The sequence below is a fragment of the Azospirillum rugosum genome (assembly GCF_017876155.1).
Lineage (GTDB): Bacteria > Pseudomonadota > Alphaproteobacteria > Azospirillales > Azospirillaceae > Azospirillum > Azospirillum rugosum.
Genome location: NZ_JAGINP010000009.1, coordinates 95,459 through 117,009, shown reverse-complemented (window position 1 = coordinate 117,009; position 21,551 = coordinate 95,459). Strand labels below are relative to the sequence as shown.

At 68.7% G+C, this 21,551-nt stretch carries 21 protein-coding genes; 8 read left to right on the top strand and 13 right to left on the bottom strand.

Features of this window, described 5'->3' with window-relative positions:
- Positions 1 to 10: 10 nt before the first annotated feature.
- Positions 11 to 748: an SDR family NAD(P)-dependent oxidoreductase gene (locus tag J2851_RS14095; RefSeq protein WP_209766923.1), complete on the top strand. Its 738-nt coding sequence runs from the start codon at positions 11 to 13 to the stop codon at positions 746 to 748.
- Positions 749 to 956: 208 nt separating this feature from the next.
- On the opposite strand, the gene J2851_RS14090 is transcribed toward J2851_RS14095, so the two are convergent.
- Together J2851_RS14090 and J2851_RS14085 are read right to left on the bottom strand one after the other, a co-directional pair.
- The gene (locus J2851_RS14090) at positions 957 to 1,733 is read right to left on the bottom strand and encodes an Hpt domain-containing protein (protein ID WP_209766922.1); all 777 of its coding nucleotides are present in this window, start codon (positions 1,731 to 1,733) and stop codon (positions 957 to 959) included.
- A 140-nt stretch (positions 1,734 to 1,873) separates the two neighbouring features.
- Positions 1,874 to 2,419: a hypothetical protein gene (locus J2851_RS14085; protein WP_209766921.1), complete on the bottom strand. Its 546-nt coding sequence runs from the start codon at positions 2,417 to 2,419 to the stop codon at positions 1,874 to 1,876.
- 194 nt (positions 2,420 to 2,613) lie between these two features.
- Between J2851_RS14085 and J2851_RS14080 the strand changes: the two genes are divergently transcribed.
- On the top strand, positions 2,614 to 3,081 hold the full coding sequence (locus tag J2851_RS14080) for a hypothetical protein (protein WP_209766920.1): 468 nt from the start codon (positions 2,614 to 2,616) through the stop codon (positions 3,079 to 3,081).
- Between the two features lie 225 nt (positions 3,082 to 3,306).
- Here J2851_RS14080 and hemA read toward each other — a convergent pair whose 3' ends face one another.
- Positions 3,307 to 4,521 carry a 5-aminolevulinate synthase gene (gene hemA, locus J2851_RS14075; protein ID WP_209766919.1) on the bottom strand — a complete coding sequence of 405 codons (1,215 nt, stop codon included), beginning with the start codon at positions 4,519 to 4,521 and terminating at the stop codon, positions 3,307 to 3,309.
- A gap of 400 nt (positions 4,522 to 4,921) precedes the next feature.
- Here hemA and J2851_RS14070 point away from each other — a divergent pair, with 400 nt between their 5' ends.
- A complete protein-coding gene (locus J2851_RS14070) occupies positions 4,922 to 5,272 on the top strand; it encodes a hypothetical protein (protein ID WP_209766918.1) in 351 nt (116 codons plus the stop codon).
- Positions 5,273 to 5,335: 63 nt separating this feature from the next.
- Here the strand turns inward: J2851_RS14070 and J2851_RS14065 are convergent, their stop codons facing one another.
- Both J2851_RS14065 and J2851_RS14060 read right to left on the bottom strand, forming a co-directional pair.
- Positions 5,336 to 6,742: an aspartate aminotransferase family protein gene (locus tag J2851_RS14065; protein WP_209766917.1), complete on the bottom strand. Its 1,407-nt coding sequence runs from the start codon at positions 6,740 to 6,742 to the stop codon at positions 5,336 to 5,338.
- Positions 6,743 to 6,939: 197 nt separating this feature from the next.
- Positions 6,940 to 8,688, bottom strand: a complete 1,749-nt coding sequence (locus J2851_RS14060) for a putative bifunctional diguanylate cyclase/phosphodiesterase (protein ID WP_209766916.1) — start codon at positions 8,686 to 8,688, stop codon at positions 6,940 to 6,942.
- A 442-nt stretch (positions 8,689 to 9,130) separates the two neighbouring features.
- On the opposite strand from J2851_RS14060, the gene J2851_RS14055 reads away from it, so the two are divergent.
- Positions 9,131 to 9,970: a universal stress protein gene (locus J2851_RS14055; RefSeq protein ID WP_209766915.1), complete on the top strand. Its 840-nt coding sequence runs from the start codon at positions 9,131 to 9,133 to the stop codon at positions 9,968 to 9,970.
- A gap of 228 nt (positions 9,971 to 10,198) precedes the next feature.
- Positions 10,199 to 10,717, top strand: coding sequence for a DUF2442 domain-containing protein (locus J2851_RS14050; protein ID WP_246500648.1), 519 nt, complete (start codon positions 10,199 to 10,201; stop codon positions 10,715 to 10,717).
- A gap of 380 nt (positions 10,718 to 11,097) precedes the next feature.
- On the opposite strand, the gene J2851_RS14045 is transcribed toward J2851_RS14050, so the two are convergent.
- The 4 genes from J2851_RS14045 to J2851_RS14030 all read right to left on the bottom strand — a co-directional run bounded on the left by J2851_RS14045 (position 11,098) and on the right by J2851_RS14030 (position 15,029).
- On the bottom strand, positions 11,098 to 11,988 hold the full coding sequence (locus J2851_RS14045; protein WP_209767059.1) for a LysR family transcriptional regulator: 891 nt from the start codon (positions 11,986 to 11,988) through the stop codon (positions 11,098 to 11,100).
- A 310-nt stretch (positions 11,989 to 12,298) separates the two neighbouring features.
- The gene (locus J2851_RS14040) at positions 12,299 to 12,502 is read right to left on the bottom strand and encodes a hypothetical protein (RefSeq protein WP_209766914.1); all 204 of its coding nucleotides are present in this window, start codon (positions 12,500 to 12,502) and stop codon (positions 12,299 to 12,301) included.
- Positions 12,503 to 12,567: 65 nt separating this feature from the next.
- Positions 12,568 to 14,001: an MFS transporter gene (locus J2851_RS14035; protein ID WP_209766913.1), complete on the bottom strand. Its 1,434-nt coding sequence runs from the start codon at positions 13,999 to 14,001 to the stop codon at positions 12,568 to 12,570.
- Between the two features lie 248 nt (positions 14,002 to 14,249).
- Entirely contained in the window at positions 14,250 to 15,029 is a 780-nt protein-coding gene (locus tag J2851_RS14030) for an enoyl-CoA hydratase-related protein (RefSeq protein WP_209766912.1), read from the bottom strand.
- Between the two features lie 168 nt (positions 15,030 to 15,197).
- Here J2851_RS14030 and J2851_RS14025 point away from each other — a divergent pair, with 168 nt between their 5' ends.
- From J2851_RS14025 to J2851_RS14015, 3 genes are all read left to right on the top strand, one after another.
- On the top strand, positions 15,198 to 16,871 hold the full coding sequence (locus tag J2851_RS14025) for a peptide ABC transporter substrate-binding protein (RefSeq protein ID WP_209766911.1): 1,674 nt from the start codon (positions 15,198 to 15,200) through the stop codon (positions 16,869 to 16,871).
- A gap of 160 nt (positions 16,872 to 17,031) precedes the next feature.
- Positions 17,032 to 17,997, top strand: coding sequence for an ABC transporter permease (locus tag J2851_RS14020; protein ID WP_209766910.1), 966 nt, complete (start codon positions 17,032 to 17,034; stop codon positions 17,995 to 17,997).
- Positions 17,998 to 18,011: 14 nt separating this feature from the next.
- Positions 18,012 to 18,899, top strand: coding sequence for an ABC transporter permease (locus tag J2851_RS14015; protein ID WP_209766909.1), 888 nt, complete (start codon positions 18,012 to 18,014; stop codon positions 18,897 to 18,899).
- A gap of 138 nt (positions 18,900 to 19,037) precedes the next feature.
- Here J2851_RS14015 and J2851_RS14010 read toward each other — a convergent pair whose 3' ends face one another.
- The 4 genes from J2851_RS14010 to J2851_RS13995 form a co-directional block, all read right to left on the bottom strand.
- A complete protein-coding gene (locus J2851_RS14010) occupies positions 19,038 to 19,481 on the bottom strand; it encodes a type II toxin-antitoxin system MqsA family antitoxin (protein ID WP_209766908.1) in 444 nt (147 codons plus the stop codon).
- A 3-nt stretch (positions 19,482 to 19,484) separates the two neighbouring features.
- Complete coding sequence (locus J2851_RS14005; RefSeq protein ID WP_209766907.1) at positions 19,485 to 19,790, bottom strand: type II toxin-antitoxin system MqsR family toxin; 306 nt, start codon at positions 19,788 to 19,790, stop codon at positions 19,485 to 19,487.
- A 66-nt stretch (positions 19,791 to 19,856) separates the two neighbouring features.
- Positions 19,857 to 20,345 (bottom strand): protease complex subunit PrcB family protein, encoded by a 489-nt coding sequence (locus J2851_RS14000; RefSeq protein WP_209766906.1) that lies wholly within the window; start codon positions 20,343 to 20,345, stop codon positions 19,857 to 19,859.
- A 4-nt stretch (positions 20,346 to 20,349) separates the two neighbouring features.
- On the bottom strand, positions 20,350 to 21,528 hold the full coding sequence (locus J2851_RS13995; protein ID WP_209766905.1) for a M20 aminoacylase family protein: 1,179 nt from the start codon (positions 21,526 to 21,528) through the stop codon (positions 20,350 to 20,352).
- Positions 21,529 to 21,551: the final 23 nt, after the last annotated feature.

Sequence of the window (21,551 nt, the reverse complement as noted above, 5' to 3'; positions counted from 1 at the left end):
CGTATGCGCCATGCCGCACCGTAAAACCGTCATTCTCACCGGCGCGAGCCGGGGCATCGGCCACGCCACCGTGCAGCGCTTCAGCGCCGAGGGCTGGCGCGTCATCTCCTGCTCGCGCGAGGAGGTGCCGGACCATTGCCGCCGGGATCCCAACTGGACCCACCACATCGCGACCGACCTGTCCGACCCGGACAGCCGCGCCCGCTTCGTGGAGGAGGCCAACCGCGCGCTGGACGGGGAGCCGCTGCACGCGCTGGTCAACAACGCCGGCATCTCGCCCAAGACGCCGATCAAGGAGCGCCTCGGCTGCCTGAACGGCGCCATCGAGGGCTGGCACCGGGTGTTCGAGCTGAACTTCTTCGCGCCCCTGGTGCTCGCCCGCGGCTTCGCGGCCCCGCTGTCGCGGGCCAAGGGGGCGATCGTCAACGTGACCTCCATCGCCGGGCATTCGGTGCACCCCTTCGCGGGCTCCGCCTATTCCACCTCCAAGGCGGCGCTGTCGGGCCTGACCCGCGAGATGGCCGTGGAGTTTGCGGAGATCGGCGTGCGCGTCAACGCCGTGGCGCCGGGCGAGATCGAGACCTCCATGACCGGCCCCGAATACGACGTGCTGATCCCGCGCATCCCCCTGAAGCGCATGGGCACGCCGGAGGACGTCGCGTCGGTGATCTTCTACCTGTGCGGCCCGGATTCGGGCTACGTCACCGGGACGGAGATGTTCATCACCGGCGGTCAGCATCTGTATTGATGGGCGTGGTTGCCCGTTGGGGGACAACAGGGTTTCCACGGATTTCACGGATTTAAGCACGGATTATACGGATTTTCTTTGATGCTTGGCGGGTCGCGGCTTCTCGATAGGCCCGTACTGAGCAAGCAATAACGAAATCCGTGTAATCCGTGCTTCAAATCCGCGCAATCCGTGAAGCCCCTGTTGCCCCCGAGAATCCAACCACCCCTCAACCGAGGTTGTGCTTCGCCACCACCGCCGCGAAGTCCTCGCCGAAATGCTCGCCGACGCGGATGACCGACACGCCGTGCGGGATTTCCTTCAGCGCCGGGTTGTCGAGCTGGAGCGAGGTCAGGAGCGCCATCGGCACGTCGCGGGTGACGCTCATGGCGCGCAGGCCGCGGATCAGGTCCAGGCCCGACAGGCCGTCCATCACCATCGACGCGATCACCATGTCCGGCGGCACGCGCACGGCGAGGCTGATCGACTCGATGGGGTCGCCGACCGTCACGGTGCGGAAGCCGCAGGCCGCCAGTTCCGTTCCCACTTTCTTGGACACGACCTTGGACGGGGTGACCAGCATGATCTCGACGTCGCGGACCTCCACGTCGGTGATCTCGAACTGGTAGCGCACGGGCAGGGCGCGGATGATCCGGTTGGTCTCCGCGACCATCGGCTGCTCGGCGCGGTCGACCAGCTCGGCGATGCGGTCCACGAAGGTCTGCGAATCGGACAGCTGCCGCAGGTCCAGCTCCTTCAGCCCGGCCAGGTAATCCTCCAGCCGGTGCGCCACCAGGCTGACCGTCGGGTAGCCGAAGCTGGTCCCCATGCCCTTGAAGTTGTGTGCCTCCAGCCGCAGCACGCCGATGGCGTCTGGGTGGGCGCGCGTGCCCTTGCGGACGCCGTCGATGGCGGCGTTCATCACCTCCAGCCGGTCGCGGGCGTCGTCGATGAATTCGAGGCGCAGGCGGTCTTCAAGATCGTCGGGCGACAGGTTGGCGGCCATGGCTCGTTTCCGGGTTGGGACTCTGGGGCGGTCTTGCAATCCCAAAGTTACACCAGAACCCGAACGCGAAACAAACGCTCGCGTATGACGCGGCCAAAACGCCGCGCCGTTTCGTCATAGCCGTTTGGGTGTGGGGATCGTTACAGGCGCGCCAGCAGCGCGTTGAACCAGGCGAGCCGCTCCTCGGCCTGGGCAATGTCCAGGTCGAGCCACGCGTCGAAGTGGCCCTCGGTGCCGGCGCTGGCCCGTTTCAGGTCGCCCAGCCGCGCCAGCTCCGTCTCGCACAGGGACGCGAGGTGGTCGATCTGGTCGCGCTGCGCCTCGGCATCCAGCAGATGCAGGAAGCGCAGCTTCAGCGCGATGACCAGCTTGTTCAGCCCGTCGGCGGACGGCGCGCGGACGTTGGCGCGCATCAGCGTGTCGAACTCCGTCCGGCCGGCGGCGGTGGCGCCGAGCAGGGCGTTGTCCTCCATGCCGGTGCCGTCCAGGGCCTCGACCAGCCCCTCGTAGCGCAGCATCTCCAGCGAGGTGCCCATCAGGTCGAGCGACGGCCCGACGATGCGGTCCAGGAAATGGCGGAGCGCTCCGGCGAGCTCGGCGTAGCGCTTCGGACCATCCTGGATCAGCGTGCCCAGGACGGCGAGGCGCACGGCCTCCTTCGGCATCAGCGAGTTGTCACGGTACATGGCGACCCCCTGGGCGTTGATGGGTGGGCGTCGCCGACGTTCGGCAGCCGCCACCCTCCAACGTAAGGCGGAGGGCACGCCAAGTCCAGTGCGCTGAGGGTGCTCATATGGAACATCGTGGGAAGGAACGGCGGCGGTGGACCTCCTGTTGGTCGGGGAACGATGGGATGTGATCAACCAGGGGAAACGCAATCGTGACCAAACTTGCCGCAATCGCCGCCGTGCTGGTGCTGGCAGCATCGCCGGCCGCGCTGGCGCAGAGCCAGGGACAGCTGGAGACGCAGAAGGGGCCGATGCAGAGGGCCACGCCCCAGGACACCGACGATCCCGGCCGCAGCTACGGGCAGGGCGAGAAGGGCGTGGGCGAGCAGTCCGGCCAGCCGTCCGGCAACCGCCTCGCCCGCCCGGCCGATCCGTCGACGCCGACTCGGGGCGACGCCATGCAGCCCGACGCCAAGCGCGGCGACAGCACGGCCACCAACGCCAAGCCGGGCGAAACCCTGACGGACGAAAGCCGCAAACGCCCGCAGACCGCGGAGCAGCCGCCGTCGGCGGGCCAGCCGACGCTCGACCGCAGCATGAAGACCGACCCCGGCGGCCGCACCCCGATCAAGCGGGCCGACGACGCGAAGAACAACCCGAAGCCGGATCCGGGCAAGTAGGGTTGGTTGATTGGGGAGTGGTTGCGCTGGGCCCCCACCCTAACCACGGTCGCTCGCAAGCCTCGCGACCGCGCGCCGCCTATGATCGCCTTCGGCGCTCATCCGGCCTTCGGCCGTCGGCTCTGCGCCCCCATCTTCGGCGGGGGAGGGCTTTATGGACGGGCAGCGGAGTTCCCTCCCCCGCGAAGTGGGGGAGGGCTAGGGTGGGGGCCCAGCGCCCGGACCTTACGCCGCCAGCCGCAGGTCCAGGCGGCTCCACACGTCGAGCATGGCCTCGACCAGGCGCTCCATGTCGGCGTCGCTGTGCAGCGGGGTCGGGGTGAAGCGCAGGCGCTCCGCCCCGCGCGGCACGGTCGGGTAGTTGATGGGCTGCACATAGATGTCGTGCCGCTCCATCAGTTCGTCCGACGCGCGCTTGCAGCGGTGGGCGTCGCCCACCATCACCGGGACGATGTGGCTGGCCGACGGCATCACCGGCAGGCCGGCGTCGCCCAGCAGGCGCTTCAGCGTGGCCGCGCGCTCCTGGTGGCGGTCGCGCTCCACCTGGCTCCGCTTCAGGTAGCGGATGCTGGCGAGCGCACCGGCGGCCAGCACCGGCGACAGCGAGGTGGAGAAGATGAAGCCGGCGGCGAAGCTGCGGATGCAGTCGACCAGCGCGGTCGACCCGGTGATGTAGCCGCCCTGCACGCCGAAAGCCTTGCCCAGCGTGCCCTCGATGATGGTCAGCCGGTCCATGGCGCCGTCGCGCTCCGCCACGCCGGCGCCGCGCGGGCCGTACATGCCGACCGCGTGCACCTCGTCCAGGTAGGTCATCGCCCCGTGCTTCTCCGCGACGTCGCAGAGGTCGTGGATGGGGGCGACGTCACCGTCCATGGAATAGACGCTCTCGAAGGCCACGACCTTGGGCCGGCCCGGCGCGATCTGCGACAGCAGTTCGTCCAGGTGCTTGGGGTCGTTGTGGCGGAAGATGTGCTTCTCGGCCCCACTGTTGCGGATGCCGGTGATCATCGAGTTGTGGTTCAGCGCGTCCGACAGGATCACGCAGTTCGGCAGCAGCTTGCCCAGCGTGCCCAGCGTCGCGTCGTTCGACACGTAGCCCGACGTGAACAGCAGCGCCGCCTCTTTGGCATGGAGGTCGGCCAGCTCGCGCTCCAGCAGCACGTGGTAGACGTTGGTGCCGGAGATGTTGCGCGTGCCGCCGGCGCCGGCGCCGACCCCGTCGATCGCCTCGTGCATGGCCTGCAGCACCACCGGGTTCTGGCCCATGCCGAGATAGTCGTTGGAGCACCAGACCGTCACCTCGCGCTCGCGACCGGCGTCGTCGCGGAACGTCGCCTTCGGAAAGCTCCCCGCGTGGCGCTCCAGGTTGGCGAAAACCCGATAGCGGCCGTCCTGCTTGAGGGTGCCGATCTGGTTGCGGAAGAAGCTCTCGTAGTCCATCGCGCGTGTCCGTTCACGGTCGTCCGGGAAGGCTGGGGCTCGGCCGGTGGTCCAATAAGTCATCTGACCTGGCACCTTGGCCTAGCACCTTGTGAAGATGGCATGATCGTTGCCGACTTGCCACCCGGCATTGACCGAAGTCAAAAGCTTTGCCCGTCGGACGATGGAATCCGTCCCTTCCCGCGCGCCGGCACCGGCCCCATTCCCATGTCGCTGGTGCAAAAAACATTTCCTAGATGACGCAAATGTTGCCGGACGCGAAGGACGTGCAGGCTGTGTTTGGCTTCTGCAACACGGCAATTCTTAGACTTCTATCTTTTGTCCGATACGCGCATCGGCTTATGGACGGCCAGAAATGATCGATGCCACGATACCCACAATTCGAGTGTGGAGGCGTGCCATGGCTTCGATCACACGGGCGAGCGGGCGGCCTGCTTGGCAAACGACCAATGCGATGCACGACACCGGCATGAACAGCGAAAAGAACCGCGGAATGGGCCACGGCCGGCCGCAATCCTGGCGCGTGATCCAGGGCGGCAGCGGGCAGCCGCCGGCCGAACCAGCCCCCACGGAACGTTTGGCCCGGGTCATCTACATGGCCAGCGTCGGCGGCTACATGGCCGTCCACCATGGCCGTTTCGTCGAGGTGAACGGGCGGATGATCTGGCCGACGCCTGAGTCCCTAACGGCCGACGCGCTGACTCGGGGCATCGTCGCCTCGACCATGGTCATCAACACCGCGCGGAGCTGATACCGCGGGAAGGGCCGCCTCCGCCGGGGCGGACGGCGGCCTTTGGGGACGTTCCCGGACCGCTTACCCGCGCAGGACCGGCACCGCCGCGTCGAGCGCCGCGGCCAGGCGGTCGAACATCGTGTTGATGTCCTCCTCCCCGATGACCAGCGGCGGGCAGAGTGCCACGCTGTCGCCCATGGCGCGCAGGATCAGGCCGTTCTCCTGCGCCAGCGCGTTGAGCGTGGCGCCGGCGCGGCCCACCGGCTCGAAGGGCGCCTTGGTCGCCTTGTCGGCCACCAGCTCGATGGCGCCGATCAGCCCGACGCCGCGCGCCTCGCCGACCAGCGGGTGGTCGGCCAGCGCCTTCAGCCGGCGCTGGAACAGCGGGGCGACCGCGCGGACATGGCCGACCGTGTCCCGCTCCTCGTAGATCTTCAGCGTCTCGATGGCCACCGCAGCCGCCACGGGGTGGGCGGAGTAGGTGTAGCCGTGACCGAAGGTGCCGATCTTTTTGCTCTCGTCCACGCAGGCCTGGTAGATCTTTTCGCTGACCATGACCGCGGAGATCGGCAGGTAGCCGGACGACAGCTGCTTGGCGCAGGACAGGATGTCCGGCTGCATGCCCATGGTCTGGCTGCCCCAGAAATTGCCGGTGCGGCCGAAGCCGCAGATCACCTCGTCGGCGACCAGCAGGATGTCGTATTTCTTCAACACCGCCTGGATCTTCGGGAAATAGGTGGCCGGCGGCACGATCACGCCGCCAGCCCCCATGACCGGCTCGGCGAACATGGCGGCGATGGTGTCCGGCCCCTCCGCCAGGATCTGCGCCTCCAGGCTCTCGGCCAGGCGGGTGGCGAAGTCCTCCTCCGTCTCGCCCGGCTCGGCGAAATGGTAGTGGTGCGGGCAGTCGGCGTGCAGGATGCGCGCGATCGGCAGGTCGAAGTCGCGGTGGTTGTTCGGCAGCCCGGTCAGGCTGGCCGTCGCCACGGTGACGCCGTGGTAGGCCTTCACGCGCGACAGGATCTTCTTCTTCTCCGGCCGGCCGAGCGCGTTGTTGTAGTACCAGATCAGCTTGATGACCGTGTCGTTCGCCTCCGACCCGGAGTTGGCGAAGAACACCTTGGACATCGGCACCGGGGCCAGCTTGATCAGCCGTTCCGCCAGGTCGATGCCCGGCTCGTGGCTCTTGTGCCCGAAGACGTGGTAGGTGGGCAGCTTCCGCATCTGCCGCGTCGCCGCCTCGACCAGCCGTTCCTCGCCCCAGCCCAGCGACACGCACCAGAGGCTGGCCAGCCCCTCGATGTATTCCTTGCCGCCGTCATCGTAGACGCGCACGCCGTCGCCGCGCTCCACGATCAGCGGACCCTGGGTCTCGTGCAGGTGCAGGTTGGTGTAGGGGTGCAGGAAGTACGCCTTGTCGCGGCTCGCCGCGGAGTTGCCCGCCGCGCCGCTGGACGTTGGGGCGTCGGTGGCCGAAGTTCCGGTCATGGTGTGTCTCTTTCCCTGTGTTCGCCGCCGGTGTTTTTGCTGCCGGTGTTCGAAATGTTAAACGGCACCGCCGATCATACGCAGGGAACGGCTTTCCGACAAACCCCCTTCGGGCAAACTCACAACGCGGTCATCCCCGCCGCGCGTCGCACGGCAGGGTGGCGCGTGGCCGGAAATTGGAAAAAGGGGGTGGGGCCTTACCGCGGCTCCTGCCAGGGCAGATGCTCCGCGCCGACCAGGGCTTCCGCGTCGGCGGCGGGCAGGGGCCGGGCGAAGTGGTAGCCCTGGCCGTAGTCGCAGGCGAGCGCCCGCAGCAGGTTGGCGTCGGCGCTGGTCTCGATGCCCTCGGCGATGACGTCGAAGCCGAGCAGGCGCGCCAGGTCCATGATGATGCGGACGATGGCGCGGTTCTCCTCCGACTGGTGCATGGCCATGACGAAGGAGCGGTCCACCTTCAGGCTGTCGATCGGCAGCTTGTGCAGGTAGGACAGCGACGAATAGCCGGTGCCGAAATCGTCGATGGACATCTTGATGCCCAGGCCGCGCAGGCTCTGCAGCAGCTGGATGGCCTGGTCGGCCTTCTCCATCACCGCGCTCTCGGTGATCTCCAGCTTGATCCAGGAGGGCTCGGCCCCCGTCTCCCGCAGCACGTCGCGGACCAGCGGCACCACGTCCGGGTCGTTCAGCTGGCGGGTGGACAGGTTGACGCTCATGAACAGGGCGGCGGAGCCGGGAAGCCGCTTCTCCTGCCAGTCGGCGATCTGCCGGCAGGCCTCGCGCAGCACCCAGGCGCCCAGCGTGACGATCAGGCCGGTGCTCTCGGCGATCGGGATGAAGACGCCGGGGGGGATGTTGCCGCGTTCCGGATGGTTCCAGCGGACCAGCGCCTCGAAGCCGGCCAGGCCGCCGGTCACCATCTCCACGATCGGCTGGTAGGCGACCCACAGCTCCTCGCCGCGCTCCAGCGCGCGGCGCAGGTCGTGCTCCAGCCGCACCTGCTCCACCACCCGCGCGTGCATCGCCGGGTCGAACCAGGAATGGCGGCCGCCGCCCTGCTCGCGGGCGCGGCCGGTGGCGATCTCCGCGTCGCGCAGCACGTCCTCCGCGCGCTCGTGCGCGGCGCTGGCGCAGGCCACGCCGATGCTCGCCGACAGGAAGACCGAGGCGCCGGAGCTGGACCGCGCCGACCGCACCAGCGCGGCGATGACCTCCAGCCGCGGCTCGATGGCGGCGGGGTCGCACAGCCCGCCGATCAGCAGGGCGAAGGCGTGGTCGCTGATGCGGGCGATCAGGTCGACCGCGCCGGCCTGGTTGCTGAGCCGCGTCGCCACGTCGCTCAGGATCTCGTTGGCGAAGCCCTGGCCCAGGCTGGTGCGGATGTCCACGAACCGGTCGAAATCGACGATGACGACCGTGAAGGGCTCCCCCATCGTGTGGAAGTCGCCCATGTGCTTGACCAGCAGCAGCCGGTTCGCCAGCCCGGTCACCGGGTCGTAGTAGGCCAGCCGGAACAGGTCGTCCTGCGTGCGCCGGCGGTCCGTCATGTTCTGCATGATGACGAAATAGCCGGCGACCGCGCCGTCCGGGCCGCGGTGCGGCACATGCATGCGCACCACATAGTCGTTCCCGCCGCCGGCGCGGGGCAGCCAGCCCTCCGCCTGCACCACCTCGCCCTTCAGCGCGCGCTCGGCCGTGTCCTGGGTGCCGCGCAGCGTGTCGGGGCCCAGGAGGTCGCCGACGGTCAGGCCGAGGATGTCGTCCGCCGTGCGCCCCATCCGTTCCAGATACGCGCGGTTGGCGTAGACGTGCCGTCGCTCCCGGTCCATCAGGGCGACCATCACCGGCAGGATGTCGAGGACCTGGCGCAGCGTGTCCAGCGCCGGAGCGCCGCCTTCGGTGCCGGACAGGGCTGCGGCCAGCGCGACGATTTGAGGATCCGGCTTCATGGGCGAGAGAGGTCGGGGCACCGTTGGAAAATCAATATCCAACAATTACGCGAAACATCGCCCGCGCGTCAAAACCAAAGCCACCGGAAATGGCAATTTGCTCCGACGCTCTATTGTTCGGGCCTGAGCCGGAGGGTTCTCATACCCCAGTATTCCTGCAAACCCAGGTTGACCGGATGATAAGTTCAGGAGTGTTTTCGTTGCGCGCTGCGGTGCAATCGGCGGGTGGCGGCCAACGGGTTGATTCGTATACGTGCATTCGGTTGCCGCCGGCCGAAGCCGGGGCCGGCGAAGCGCAGAGACGTCATGCCTGCGTTCTCCATTCTGATCATCGCCGATGGGCTGGGGCGGAGCTATAATTTCGACCAACGCGCGAGTGGCGGCGCACTCGAATGCCCGGCATTCCCGGCCTTGCCCCGCGCGGCCATCAGGGAGAATCGCCATGGCGTTCAAAGATCTGCTGGTTGTGGTCGACGACAGCGCGGCCTCGGCGGCGCGAATCGACGTTGCCGCCCAGCTTGCCGCCCGCAACGACGGGCATGTCACCGGCCTGTACGCCGTCACCCCGATCGTCCTTCCCGGCTACATCGAGTCCGAGCTGCCGGAGGAGGTGCGCGACAACCAGCGCCGCTACGCGCAGGAACTGGCGGCCAAGGCCGAGGCGCTGTTCGACGCCGCGATGCGCCGGCACGGCCTGACCGACCGGTCCGAATGGCGGCTGGCGCACGGCAACCCGACCGACGCGGCGGCGCTGCACGGGCGCTACGCCGACCTCGTGGTCGTCGGGCAGGTCGACCCCCGGCGCGACCGCGACCGTCCGGTCGTGCTGCCGCAGGATCTGGTGTTCGAATGCGGGCGTCCCCTGCTGGTGGTGCCCTACGTCGGCAGCTTCTACCGGGTGGGCGAGCGCGTGCTGGTCGGCTGGAACGGCAGCCGCGAGGCGGCGCGCGCGGTCGCCGACGCCCTGCCGCTGCTCGCCGCGGCCAAGCGGGTGGTGCTCCTGGCGGTCAACCCGAAGCCCGGCGCCACCGGGATCGGGGACGAGCCGGGGGCAGACATCGCCCGCAACCTGTCCCGGCACGGCTGCCGGGTCGAGGCGACGCGCGTCTCCACCGACCAGGTCGACCCCGGCGACACGCTGCTGAACACCGTGTCCGACGAGTCCTGCGACCTCGTGGTGATGGGCGCCTACGGGCGATCCCGCCTGCGGGAGCAGGTGCTGGGCGGCATGACCCGCTTCATGCTGGAGCACATGACCGTCCCGGTGCTGATGAGCCACTGAGGGCCGGCCGGGCCGTCAGGGCTGGCGTGTGAGCAGGGGGCGGAGGACGGGCGGCGTCCTCCGCCTCTTGCGTTTGCTTGCCTCAAAGGACCCGATGGTGATCCTACGAGGCGCGATGACCAAAGCCATGTGGGAGCAGGTCCAGGCCTGGGTCATCGAAAAGCCGCGCGTTGCTGGTCACCGAATGGAATCGGGTCAACCCGCTTTACCCGATGTGACGGAGGCAGCATGAGCGACGAAATGGCCCACGGCTCCGATCCGCGACCCATTTTGCGGATTGCCACCGTGGCCGCCGAACCCGGTCATGTCCTGCGCATTCGGTGGACCGACGGCACGTCGGCGCGGGTGGACCTGTCAGGCTGGATCGGGTTGCATGATGTTGCGGAACTGCGCGACGACGCGATGTTCCGCCAGCCGGAAGTGGGCGAGTTCGGCGCGTCCGTCCAGTGGGCGGGCAACGAGGATCTGTCCATCGACACCCTGCACCTGGAACTTCTGGCCGAGCAGCAGGCTCCGTTCGGCGCGGCCGAGATCGCGGCGTGGCAGGACCGCCATCGGATTTCCAACCAGGAGGCCGCAGACCTTCTCGACGTCGCCGTGAACACCTGGATGAACTACAAGTCGGGCGCCACCCGCGTGCCACGAGGCGTCGCAATCGCCTGCCGGGCCATGGACCGCGACCCGCTTTTTTTCACCGCCCACTTCCATCCACGGCGCAATGGACGCCCGCCAGCGGCGGCCGAGTAGGCGCGCGCTGTTCCCCCTGAGCCCCCGGCGCCATCCCCATAAAAAAACCGCCGGCGAACCCGTTGGGTTGCCGGCGAGTTGAACAGGGAGGCTTCACGTCTGGGAGACGCTGGGTCCGAAGACCCAACCCCGGAAGCGAGCTTCCGGGACGAAACGCCGGATGCTGCGGCGCAACATCCAACGCTCAAGAATTGACCATTCTGCCCAAATGATTCCACCCCCGAATCGCAAAATCGGCCATGCGATATCCGCATGGCTTCCAAGTCGTTGATTTTGTAAAAGGAAATCTCACAACGATGGTGGTGATGCCAAAGGATAAGGGCATCACCACCCGGCGCGGCAGCGCTATTGCACGCTGCCTTTGTGGGCAGACGGTCCGATCAAAAAGCGGACTCGGCGACCTTCTTGACCAGGAAGTCGCGGAACACGGCGATGCGCTTGGAATGGCGCAGTTCCTCGGCGTACACGAAGTAGGCGTCGACCTTCGGGCCGTCGATGTCCGGCAGCACGCGGGTCAGGTCCTTGCTGTCGCTCACCAGGTAGTCGGGCAGGGCGGCGATGCCCAGACCACTCTCCACCGCGCGGTAGATGGCGTAGTTGCTGTTGACCTGCAGAATCGGGCGGCGGGCGTTGGGGGCGGGGTCTCCCACCTCCATGATCCAGTTCACGTTGGCGATCGGCGCCCGCACGTCCGGCGGGTAGGCGATGATGTCGTGCCCGTCCAGGTCCGCGGCCACCTTCGGCGCGCCGCGCTTCTTCAGGTAGCTCTGGTGGGCGTAGAGGTGGAAATGCACCGACATCAGGTGGCGCTGGATCAGGTCGGGCTGGCGCGGCGTGTTCATGCGGATGGCGATGTCCGCCTCGCGCATGGCCAGGTCCAGCTCGTTGTCGTCGATCAGCAGCGTCAGCTGGATGTCCGGGTAGATCGACAGGAACTCGTTGACGCGCGGCGTCAGCCAGGTCGAGCCGAAGGCCACCGTGGTGGTGACGCGCAGCGGGCCCTTCGGATGCTCCCGGCTTTCGGTCAGCATCGCCTCGGTCATCGACAGCTTCGCGAACACGTCGCGCGCCGTGCGGTGCAGCAGCTCCCCCTGCTCCGTCAGGATCAGGCCGCGGGCGTGCCGGTGAAACAGCGGCACCCCAAGGCTTTCCTCCAGCGCGCTGATCTGGCGGCTCACCGCCGACTGGCTGAGGTTCAGCGTTTCGCCGGCGTGCGTGAAACTTCCAGCCTCGGCCACGGCGTGGAAGACCCGAAGCTTGTCCCAGTCCATCATGCCTTGTCTCGCCCCCGCGCCACGGCGGGAAGCCTCCCGTTCATTCTATAATGGCGGCGCATGGCCGCCATGCATGTTTATACCGGTAACGCGCGGCCAACGCACGCCCGACGACAGGGGCTCGGCACGAAAAAGAGCAAAGCTTGGCAAGAATTTTCGGGCGGGAGGACAAATCAGCACATAAATTTTAGGCGATTTGTTTGAAACTCCGGTGGGCGCAACTGTGGGGTGGTGCGGCCGCCCCTGAAGTTCCCCGGCATCAGGCGGAGTCCGGCGCGGACAGGCGCCCGACTCCGGGAGAGCCCCGTCAAGGCCGACGATCCGTGCTGGGACGGCCGGTGGGGCTTTTCTCCTCTCCGACTTCGCTTTTGGCACCGGCTTCCGGCCGCGACGGCGCGCGTCCGGGCAGCGGGGTCTGCGGGATGGTGCTGGGCGTCGTTTCGATGGACGGCGCCTGGAGGCCGTCGGTGTCGTTGGCGAAGGCGGGCTTGTCGGCGTCCTTCTCGGTCATGGCGGTTGTCCCCTGCGGTTCAGTCGTACCAGGGGACAACAGCGCAGCCCGTCAATCCGCCGAATTCAATCCGCCGCTTCCAGGGCCTGCGGCGGCTCCTTCGCCCGCGCTCGCGCGCGGTGGCCGCTGATCTCCGCGCCCGCGTCGGGCGGCAGCCGCACGAAGAACAGGGCCGACAGACAGGCCATGCCGCCCACCGTCAGGAAGGCCGGGACGAAGTCGGCGGGCGCCAGCTCCGCGCCGCCGGAGACGGCTTGCGTCAGGTGCAGCACCAGGGCGCCCACCGCGACGCCCAGGCTCAGCGACACCTGCTGCACCACGCTGGACAGCGTGTTGGCGCGGCTCAGCCACGGCTTCGCCACCTCGGCGTAGGCGAGGCTGTTCAGGCCGGTGAATTGCAGCGAGCGGAAGAAGCCGCCGGTCAGCAGCGCGCCCAGGATGACCCAGTGCGCCGTGTCCGGCCGGAAGGCCGCGTAGCCCATCAGGATCGCGCCGCTCAGCAGCGCGTTGCCCATCAGCACCCGGCGGAAGCCGGCCATGCGCAGGATCGGCTTGGCCAGCGTCTTCATGGTCAGGGCGCCGACCGCCCCGGCGAAGGTCAGCGCGCCGGATTCGAAGGCAGTGCGGCCGAACCCGACCTGGAGCATCAGCGGCATCAGGAAGGGCACGGCGCCGATGCCGATGCGGAACAGCGTGCCGCCCAGCACCGCCGCGCAGTAGGTGGGCAGCCGGAACAGGCTGGGGTCCAGCACCGGCTTGGGCACCCGGCGGGCGTGGCGCAGGTACAGCCAGCCGGCCGCGACCCCCACCGCCAGCACGCCCACGACGGCGGCCGGCGGCATCACCGTGCGCCCGACATTCTCCAGCCCGAACATCAGCGCGGCCAGCGACACGGCGCTGAGCGCGAAGCCGGCGCCGTCGAAGGGCTCCACCTCCTCCTCCCGCACGTTCGGAATCAGGGTCAGGACTAGCGCGATGCCGACCAGGCTGATCGGCACGTTGATGAAGAAGATCCAGCGCCAGGACGCGTAGGTCGCGATGAAACCGCCGACCAGCGGCCCTACCGCCGGCCCGATCAGCGCCGGGATGGTCATCTGCGCCATGGCGCCGACCAGCTGGTCCTTCGGCACGGTCTTCAGCAGGATCAGCCGCCCCACCGGCACCATCATGGCGCCGCCCAGCCCCTGAAGCACCCGCGCGCCCACCAGCTCGAACAGGCCGTTGGAGAAGCCGCAGAGCACCGACCCCACCGTGAACACCCCGATGGCCGAGGCGAAGACCGTGCGCGCCCCGAACCGGTCGGCCATCCAGCCGCTGACGGGCAGGAACACGGCCAGCGCCAGCATGTAGGAGGTCATGGCGAGGCTGAGCCGCAGCGGCGACTCGCCCATGGAATGGGCGATCTGGGGCAGGGCGGTGGCGATCACCGTCGCGTCCAGGTTCTCCATGAACAGGGCGCAGGCGATGATGAAGGGAGTCAGGCGGGTGGAGCGGGGCATGAGGGGGCAGGGACCGGGAAGGGGAGGTGGCGCGGTTGGTCAATCGTCCAAAACTGGACTTTTCCGGCCGCGCGACCATCGCTATCGCGGGATCCCTGGCATGCGTGGGGATGTTCGGGCGTTGGGCCCCCTCCCACCCGCTCCCGCGGGCACCCTCCCCCGCTTTGCGGTGGAGGGAGGGGCAGCGGCAGTCCCCTCTCCCGCGAAGCGGGGGAGGGTTAGGGAGGGGGCATTCGCCGCTACCCCGCTCACCGCCCCCGGAACACCGGCTTGCGCTTCTCCAAAAACGCCCGATACCCCTCGCGGAAGTCCTCTGTGCCGAAGCAGTCGTAGCATTCGGCCATCTCCGCCTCGGTCAGCGGGGCGGGGTCGGACAGGCGGCGGACGAACTGCTTGTGCAGGCGCGCGGCCAGCGGGGCGCCGCCCGTGATGCGCTCCACCGTCGCGGCGATCTCGCCCTCGAAGGCGTCCTCGGGCACGATGCGGGTGACGAGGCGCTTGTCCTTGGCCTCCGCCGCGCCGAACACCCGGCCTTCCAGCAGGATCTCCAGCGCCGCCGGGCCGCCGGCGATGTCGTGGACCAGCTTCAGCTCCGGCAAGGCCATGGAGATGCCGAGCCGGCTGACCGGCACGCCGAAGCGGCTGTTCTCCGTGCAGACCCGCAGGTCGCAGGCCAGCGCCACCGCCAGCCCGATGCCGCAGCAGGCCCCCTGGATCGCCGCCAGGGTCGGGTGCGGCAATTCGCGCAGCAGGGTCAGCCCCTCGTCCATCAGGACGCCGTAGGCGGCGCCCTGTTCGGGGCTGTTGCGCTCCGTCTCGAATTCGGAGATGTCGGCGCCGGGGCTGAAGGCCCGCCCGCCGGCCCCGCGCAGCACCACCGCGCGCACCGAGTCGTCGGCGCCCAGCTGGCGCAGCAGCGGGATCATCGCGTGCCACATCGGCTTGTCGAAGGCGTTCAGCTTGTCCGGGTTGCTGAGCGTCAGGGTGGCGACGGCGCCGTCGCGCGTCAGGGTCACGGTGCCGGGCATGGCGTTCTCGGGCTCCCCACTTCCATGCGGTTGCGTATGGTGCCTTGCACAAACACCCGCAGCCCGTTCCAGTCAAGTGTGTCGCGTCAAGGCGTTCCGCGCTGGACCGGAGCGTTGCCCGTCCCCATAGTTCGTAACCGTGACCACGGGAACGGAGACAAGGCCGCGATGCGAAACGGACTGGCCGCGCTGCTGCTTGCGGGACTGCTGACGGGAACGCTCGGGGCGCCGCCCGCGCAGGCGGCGAAGGACGAGCTGACCATCGGCCTGACCCAGTTCCCCAGCAACTGGCACCCCTCGGTCGAGGCGATGTCGGCCAAGGCCTACATCCTCGCCATGGTGCGGCGGCCCTTCACCGCCTACGACGCCGACTGGCGGCTGACCTGCATGCTCTGCACCGAGCTGCCCTCCATCGAGAAGGGCACCGCGGAGTACGAGACGCGCCCCGACGGCAAGAAGGGCATCAAGGTCACCTACACCATCAACCCCAAGGCCACCTGGGGCGACGGCAAGCCGGTGACCACCGACGACGTGCTGTTCACCTGGACCGTCGGCAAGCACCCGCAGAGCGGCTACGCCAACTTCGATCTGTTCGCCCGCGACATCGTCGCCATCGACGTGAAGGACGAGCGCACCTTCACCATCCACCGCGACAAGGCGGTCTGCACCTACGCCGAGATCAACGACTTCGAGATCCTGCCGGCCCATCTGGAACGGCCGGTGTTCGAGGCCGACCCGGCCAACTACCGCACGCGGTCCAAGTACGAGACGGACACCACCAACCCCGGCCTCTATTTCGGCCCCTACCGCATCGCGCAGGTGGAAACGGGCAGCCATGTGGTGCTGGAGCAGAACCCGACCTGGTGGGGGCCGAAGCCGCCCTTCAAGCGCGTGGTGGTGCGGGCCATCGAGAACACCTCGGCGCTGGAGGCCAACCTGCTGGCCGGCCAGATCGACATGGTGCCGGGGGAGACGGGCCTGCCGCTGGACCAGGTGCTGGCCTTCGAGAAGCGGCACGGCAGCCGCTATAATATCATCTACAAGCCCGGCCTCTTCTTCGAGCATGTGGAGCTGAACCTGGACAACCCGGCGCTGGCCGACGTGCGCGTGCGCAAGGCGCTGCTGCTGTCCATCGACCGCCAGGCCATCTCCAAGCAGCTCTATGAGGGCCGGCAGCCGGTCGCCGACAACGAGATCAGCCCGCTCGACCGCGTGCATGTGCCGGGCTACCCGACCTATTCCTACGACCCGAAGGAGGCGGCGAAGCTGCTGGACGAGGCCGGCTGGACCGAGCGGCGCGCCGGCGTGCGCCACAACGCCAAGGGGGAGCGGCTGTCGCTGGAGATCATGACCACCGCCGGCAACCGCTCCCGCGAGGTGCTTCAGCAGGTGTTGCAGGCGCAATGGCGGCAGGCCGGCGTCGAGGTGCGCATCGTCAACGAGCCGCCGCGCGTCCTGTTCGGCGACACGCTGGAGAAGCGCCGCTTCAAGTCGATGGCCCTGTTCGCCTGGGTCAGCGCGCCGGAGAACATCCCGCGCACCATCCTGCATTCCAGCATGATTCCGAGCGAGGCGAACAACTGGGCCGGCCAGAACTACACGGGCTACAAGAACCCGGAGATGGACAAGGTCCTGGAAGACCTGGAGCATGTCTGCGAGCCGGACGCCAACCGCGCGCTGTGGGCGAAGCTGCAGACCATCTACGCCCAGGACCTGCCCAACCTGCCGCTGTTCTTCCGCGCCGACCCCTACATCCTGCCGCAATGGCTCGACAACGTGGTGCCGACCGGGCATCTGGACTCCAGCACCCTGTGGATCGAGACGTGGAAGCCGAAGGGGTGAGGGGGGTGAGAGGTAGGTTGTCGCACTGGGCCCCCACCCTAACCCTCCCCCACCTTCGGCGGGGGAGGGAACTCCGCCGCGCGTCCCTGAAAGCCCTCCCCCGCGAAGTGGGGGAGGGTTGGGTGGGGGCCCAACCCAAGCACTTTTCCCCAACCCACCCATGACCCGCTTCCTCGCCTCCCGCCTGCTCCAGGCGCTGGTCGTCCTGCTGCTGATGAGCCTGGCGGTCACCGTCCTGATGACGCTGATGCCGGGCGATCCGGTGGACATGATGCTGGCCGGCAACCCGCGCGCCACGCCGGCCGATGCGGCGCGGCTGAAGGCGCTGTACGGGCTCGACCGGCCGCTGCTGGAGCGCTACTGGCACTGGTTGACGGCGGCGCTGGCCGGCGACTTCGGCTATTCGCGGCTCTATGCGCAGCCGGTTCTGTCCATACTGGGCCCAAGGCTCGGCAACACGCTGCTGCTGCTCGGGCTGTCCATGGCGCTGACGCTGGCGGTGGCGCTGCCGCTCGGCGTCTATGCGGCGCGGCGGCCCTACAGTTGGGCGGACAACGCCATCAACCTGTTCTGCTTCGCCGGCATCTCCGTCCCGGCCTTCTGGCTGGCGCTGCTGCTGATCCTGCTGTTCGCGGTGGAGCTGCAATGGCTGCCGGCCTCCGGCCTCGGCCCCGTAGGAAGCGAGGGCTGGTGGCAGCGGCTGCCCTACCTCGTGCTGCCGGTGGCCTCGCTGACGCTGGCCAGCATCGGCGGCTACACGCGCTACGTCCGCGCGGCGATGCTGGGGGAACTGCGGCAGGACTACATCCGCACCGCCCGCGCCAAGGGGCTGGGGGAGGAGCGGGTGGTCTGGCGCCACGCGCTGCGCAACGCGCTGATCCCCATCGTCACCGTCGTGGCGCTGGAGTTCGGCGCGCTGTTCTCCGGCGCGCTGGTGACGGAGACGATGTTCGCCTGGCCGGGCATGGGCAAGCTGATCTACGACAGCATCATGGGCAACGACCTGAACGTGGCGCTGGTGGCGCTGCTGTTCGCCACGCTGACCACGCTGGTCGGCAACCTGCTGGCCGACGTCGCCTACGTGGCGCTCGATCCGCGCATCTCCTTCAAGGGCGGGGAGTCGTGAGGCCCCGGGTCTCCATGTCACGCTTCCTGCGGCGCTTCGCCCGCCACCGTCTCGCCGTGGCGAGCGCGCTGCTGCTGGTGATCCTGGCCGGCGCCGCCCTGGCCGCCCCGCTGATCGAGGCGCAGCTCGGCCTCGACCCCACGGCGGTCAGCCTGCTCGACCGCTTCGGCCCGCCGTCCTTCGACCACCCGCTGGGCACCGACGAGCTGGGGCGCGACGTGCTGGTGCGGCTGCTCTACGGCGGGCGGGTGTCGCTGTTCGTCGGCGTGGCGGCGGCGCTGGCCTCCGCGGTGATCGGCACGGGCATCGGGCTGCTGGCCGGCTACTACGGCGGGCGGCTGGACGACCTGCTGATGCGCGTCACCGACGGGCTGATCGCGCTGCCGCTGCTGCCCCTGCTGATCGTGCTGGGCGCCATCGACCTGACGCGGCTGGGCATCCCGCCGGAGGTCGCGGGCAGCGAGGACGCCAGCCTGATCCGCATCGTCGTGCTGGTCGCCCTGTTCGGCTGGACGACGGTGGCGCGGCTGGTGCGCGGGGCGACCCTGTCGGCGCGGCGGCGCGACTATGTGCTGGCCGCCGTCGCCATGGGGGCGGACAGCCGCCGCATCATGCTGACCCACATCCTGCCGAACGTCGCCGCCCCGGCCGTGGTGGCGACGACGCTGACCGTCGGCAACGTCATCCTGCTGGAATCGGTGCTGAGCTTCCTCGGCCTCGGCATCCAGCCGCCGCTGCCCTCCTGGGGCAACATGCTGACCAACGCGCAGGAACAGGTCGGCAGCGCGCCGATGCTGGCCGTCTGGCCGGGCCTGCTGATCTTCCTGACGGTGATCGCCGTCAACCTGCTGGGCGACGGGTTGCAGGACGCGCTGGACCCGCGGACGTCGGGGAAGCGGTAATCCACAGCAAAATTTCGTAGGTTGGGTGGAGGCGCCAGCCGCAACCCAACACGCGCGACACCGCGGACGATGTTGGGTTGCGCTGGCGCTCCACCCAACCTACGAAACCTCGAACTGCGGATGTTGGGGAAGCGGTGATCAGCATGGCCCGCGCAGGTCGTTCAGCAGTTCCGGATGGCGATCGAGCAGGAAGAGCAGGTTGCCCATCACCCGGCTCGGCTCGACCTCGCCGCGTTCGTACTTCTCGAACGCGTTCGGGCCGCCGCCGAGGATGCGCGACGCCTCCCGCTGCGACAGGCCGAGCTTCTTGCGGATGCGGCGGACCGTGTGCTGCGACGGAATGCGGTCGACCTCCTCCTTCAGCGTTCGCAGAGCCTCATCCGTGACGGCCATGTCGTCGCCGACATGCACGCTCTCGCCATCATCCTCGGGATAATATCCGGGCAAATCCACGGTCTTGCTGAAGCCCTTGTAGGCGACGGTGAAGGGGCGCACGTCGCGGCGCAGCGTCCGCCCGGTTTCCGGGCAGCGCATTGTTTCCGGTAGCTTGGGGGCCGGCAGGTTGGGGCTTTGGCTTGCCATCGGTCACTTCTCCTTGAAGGACAGCAGGCGGAATTCCGTGATCACGTCGGCGCAGAACTTGACGTAGAGCAGCATGCCCTGCGCGGGTACATGGTAGACGTCCTGCCACAGCGTGTGGTCCGCGTGGGACGTCATTGATTTGTAGAAATGCCGCCGTTCCATGGTTTGGATGACGGCAATCATGCCTGAACGATCAAACCCGAGCGCCAGGGCGTCGGCCAAGGCGGTTCGGGTCGCCGCCAATCGCGACGGCGACGCGAAAGCGGCCTTGAAGGCGTCCAGGTCATAGGTTGGGCGGCGCTTTTCCACGGGCGGAGCATGCCACCAATATGGTGGCGCGCCAAGCGGGTTCCACCATTATGGTGGATCGAATCCTCACTTCTCCCGCTGGAACTTCGTGGCACCCGGTGCCTTCGGCAGCAGGCGCACCGCGTAGGGGCTGGTCTGCATCTGGGCCACGGCCTGGGCCGGGCCGGGCACGCGCTCGTGGTAGCCGACGATGATGTCGGACCCCTCCTGCCGCACCGTGTCGATGGCGACGCCGTAGCCGGCGGTGTCGCGCGGACCGAGGAAGACGCCGACCGCCATCCGGTCGCCGGGCAGGTCGGCGGGGGCCGGCTCGCCGACGCGGGACCACAGCTCGGTCCATTCCTGCGGGGTGCGGGCGACGACGTAGGCGCGCTCGAAGGCCTGGCTGCGGTCGCCCTGCCAATAGGTGCCGGGGGCGGCGTCGGCGGGCAGCAGCGAGCGCGACGCCGTCGCCGCGTCCGGGGCCGTCTGGCAGGCGCCCAGCAGGGGCAGGGCGACCGCGAAAGCGATCAGAGATAGGGCCAGGGAAGCGGCGCGGGACGTCGTCGTTCGCATGCGGTCAGGCGCTCCGGGGCAGGATGGTCTCGACCAGCGTGGCCCAATAGCTGGCGCCCGTGGTCAGGATGTCGTCGTTGAAGTCGTAGTGCGGGTTGTGCAGCCGGCAGGCCGGTCCCGTATGGGCGCCATGGCCCAGCCAGACATAGGCGCCCGGCCGCTCGCGCAGCAGGTAGCCGAAGTCCTCCGCCGCCATGGACGGGTTGGGTGCCCAGGTCACGTTGGCCTCGCCCACCACCTTGGCGGCGATCCCGGCGGCGACCCTGGCCTCGGCCTCCGTGTTCACGGTGGCGGGGTAGCCGGGCCGGTAGTCCAGCACCGCCGTGGCGCCGAAGCCGGCGGCGATGCTCTCCGCCAAGCGGCCGAGCTGCTCGCGGATGCGGGCGCGGGTCGGCTCGGTGAAGGTGCGCACGGTGCCGTGCAGCTTCGCCTCGTCGGGGATGACGTTGTAGGTGGTGCCGGCCTGCACCCAGGTGACGGAGACGACGGCGCTGTCTGCCGGGTCGGTGCCGCGGCTGACCAGGCTCTGCGCCGCCGTGACGATGTGGGCGGCGACCAGGACGGGGTCGATGCTCCGGTGCGGGATGGCGGCGTGGCCACCGTGGCCCGATACGGTGATGGAGAACTGGTCGGCCGCGGCCATCACCGGGCCGGGATGCACGGCGATCCGGTTGGCCGGCAGGTCCGGCCAGTTGTGCATGCCGTAGACCTGCTCGCAGTCGAAGCGCTCGAACAGCCCATCCTCGATCATCCGCCGGCCGCCGCCCTTGCCCTCCTCGGCGGGCTGGAAGATGAAGTGGACCACGCCGTCGAAGTTGCGCGTCTCCGCCAGATAGCGGGCGGCGCCCAGCAGCATGGTGGTGTGGCCGTCGTGGCCGCAGGCGTGCATGGCGCCGGCGTTGGTGGAGGCGTGGGCGAAGCCGTTCGCCTCCGGCATCGGCAGCGCGTCCATGTCGGCGCGCAGGCCGATGGCGCGGGTGTTCCCGCCGCGGCCCGTCAACGTGCCGACCACGCCGGTGCCGGCCAGCCCGCGTTCCACCGCGATGCCCCAGTCGGCCAGCTTCGCGGCGACGAGGGCGGACGTGCGGTGCTCCTCGTAGCCCAGTTCGGGGTGGGCGTGGATGTCGCGCCGCCACGCGGTCATGTCCGCGTGGAATTCGGCGATTCGGTTGATGATGGGCATGTCTCTAACGGTTCTTGTTGTCT

Coding starts and splice junctions, on each gene's coding strand:
- J2851_RS14050 (WP_246500648.1), top strand. CDS start 10,199: ATGAGCGACGAAATGGCCCACGGCTCCGATCCGCGACCCATTTTGCGG.
- J2851_RS14000 (WP_209766906.1), bottom strand. CDS start 20,345: ATGCGAACGACGACGTCCCGCGCCGCTTCCCTGGCCCTATCTCTGATC.
- J2851_RS13995 (WP_209766905.1), bottom strand. CDS start 21,528: ATGCCCATCATCAACCGAATCGCCGAATTCCACGCGGACATGACCGCG.
- J2851_RS14030 (WP_209766912.1), bottom strand. CDS start 15,029: ATGCCCGGCACCGTGACCCTGACGCGCGACGGCGCCGTCGCCACCCTG.
- J2851_RS14045 (WP_209767059.1), bottom strand. CDS start 11,988: ATGGACTGGGACAAGCTTCGGGTCTTCCACGCCGTGGCCGAGGCTGGA.
- hemA (WP_209766919.1), bottom strand. CDS start 4,521: ATGGACTACGAGAGCTTCTTCCGCAACCAGATCGGCACCCTCAAGCAG.
- J2851_RS14060 (WP_209766916.1), bottom strand. CDS start 8,688: ATGAAGCCGGATCCTCAAATCGTCGCGCTGGCCGCAGCCCTGTCCGGC.
- J2851_RS14065 (WP_209766917.1), bottom strand. CDS start 6,742: ATGACCGGAACTTCGGCCACCGACGCCCCAACGTCCAGCGGCGCGGCG.
- J2851_RS14070 (WP_209766918.1), top strand. CDS start 4,922: ATGGCTTCGATCACACGGGCGAGCGGGCGGCCTGCTTGGCAAACGACC.
- J2851_RS14010 (WP_209766908.1), bottom strand. CDS start 19,481: ATGGCAAGCCAAAGCCCCAACCTGCCGGCCCCCAAGCTACCGGAAACA.
- J2851_RS14035 (WP_209766913.1), bottom strand. CDS start 14,001: ATGCCCCGCTCCACCCGCCTGACTCCCTTCATCATCGCCTGCGCCCTG.
- J2851_RS14040 (WP_209766914.1), bottom strand. CDS start 12,502: ATGACCGAGAAGGACGCCGACAAGCCCGCCTTCGCCAACGACACCGAC.
- J2851_RS14085 (WP_209766921.1), bottom strand. CDS start 2,419: ATGTACCGTGACAACTCGCTGATGCCGAAGGAGGCCGTGCGCCTCGCC.
- J2851_RS14015 (WP_209766909.1), top strand. CDS start 18,012: ATGTCACGCTTCCTGCGGCGCTTCGCCCGCCACCGTCTCGCCGTGGCG.
- J2851_RS14090 (WP_209766922.1), bottom strand. CDS start 1,733: ATGGCCGCCAACCTGTCGCCCGACGATCTTGAAGACCGCCTGCGCCTC.
- J2851_RS14095 (WP_209766923.1), top strand. CDS start 11: ATGCCGCACCGTAAAACCGTCATTCTCACCGGCGCGAGCCGGGGCATC.
- J2851_RS14020 (WP_209766910.1), top strand. CDS start 17,032: ATGACCCGCTTCCTCGCCTCCCGCCTGCTCCAGGCGCTGGTCGTCCTG.
- J2851_RS14025 (WP_209766911.1), top strand. CDS start 15,198: ATGCGAAACGGACTGGCCGCGCTGCTGCTTGCGGGACTGCTGACGGGA.
- J2851_RS14055 (WP_209766915.1), top strand. CDS start 9,131: ATGGCGTTCAAAGATCTGCTGGTTGTGGTCGACGACAGCGCGGCCTCG.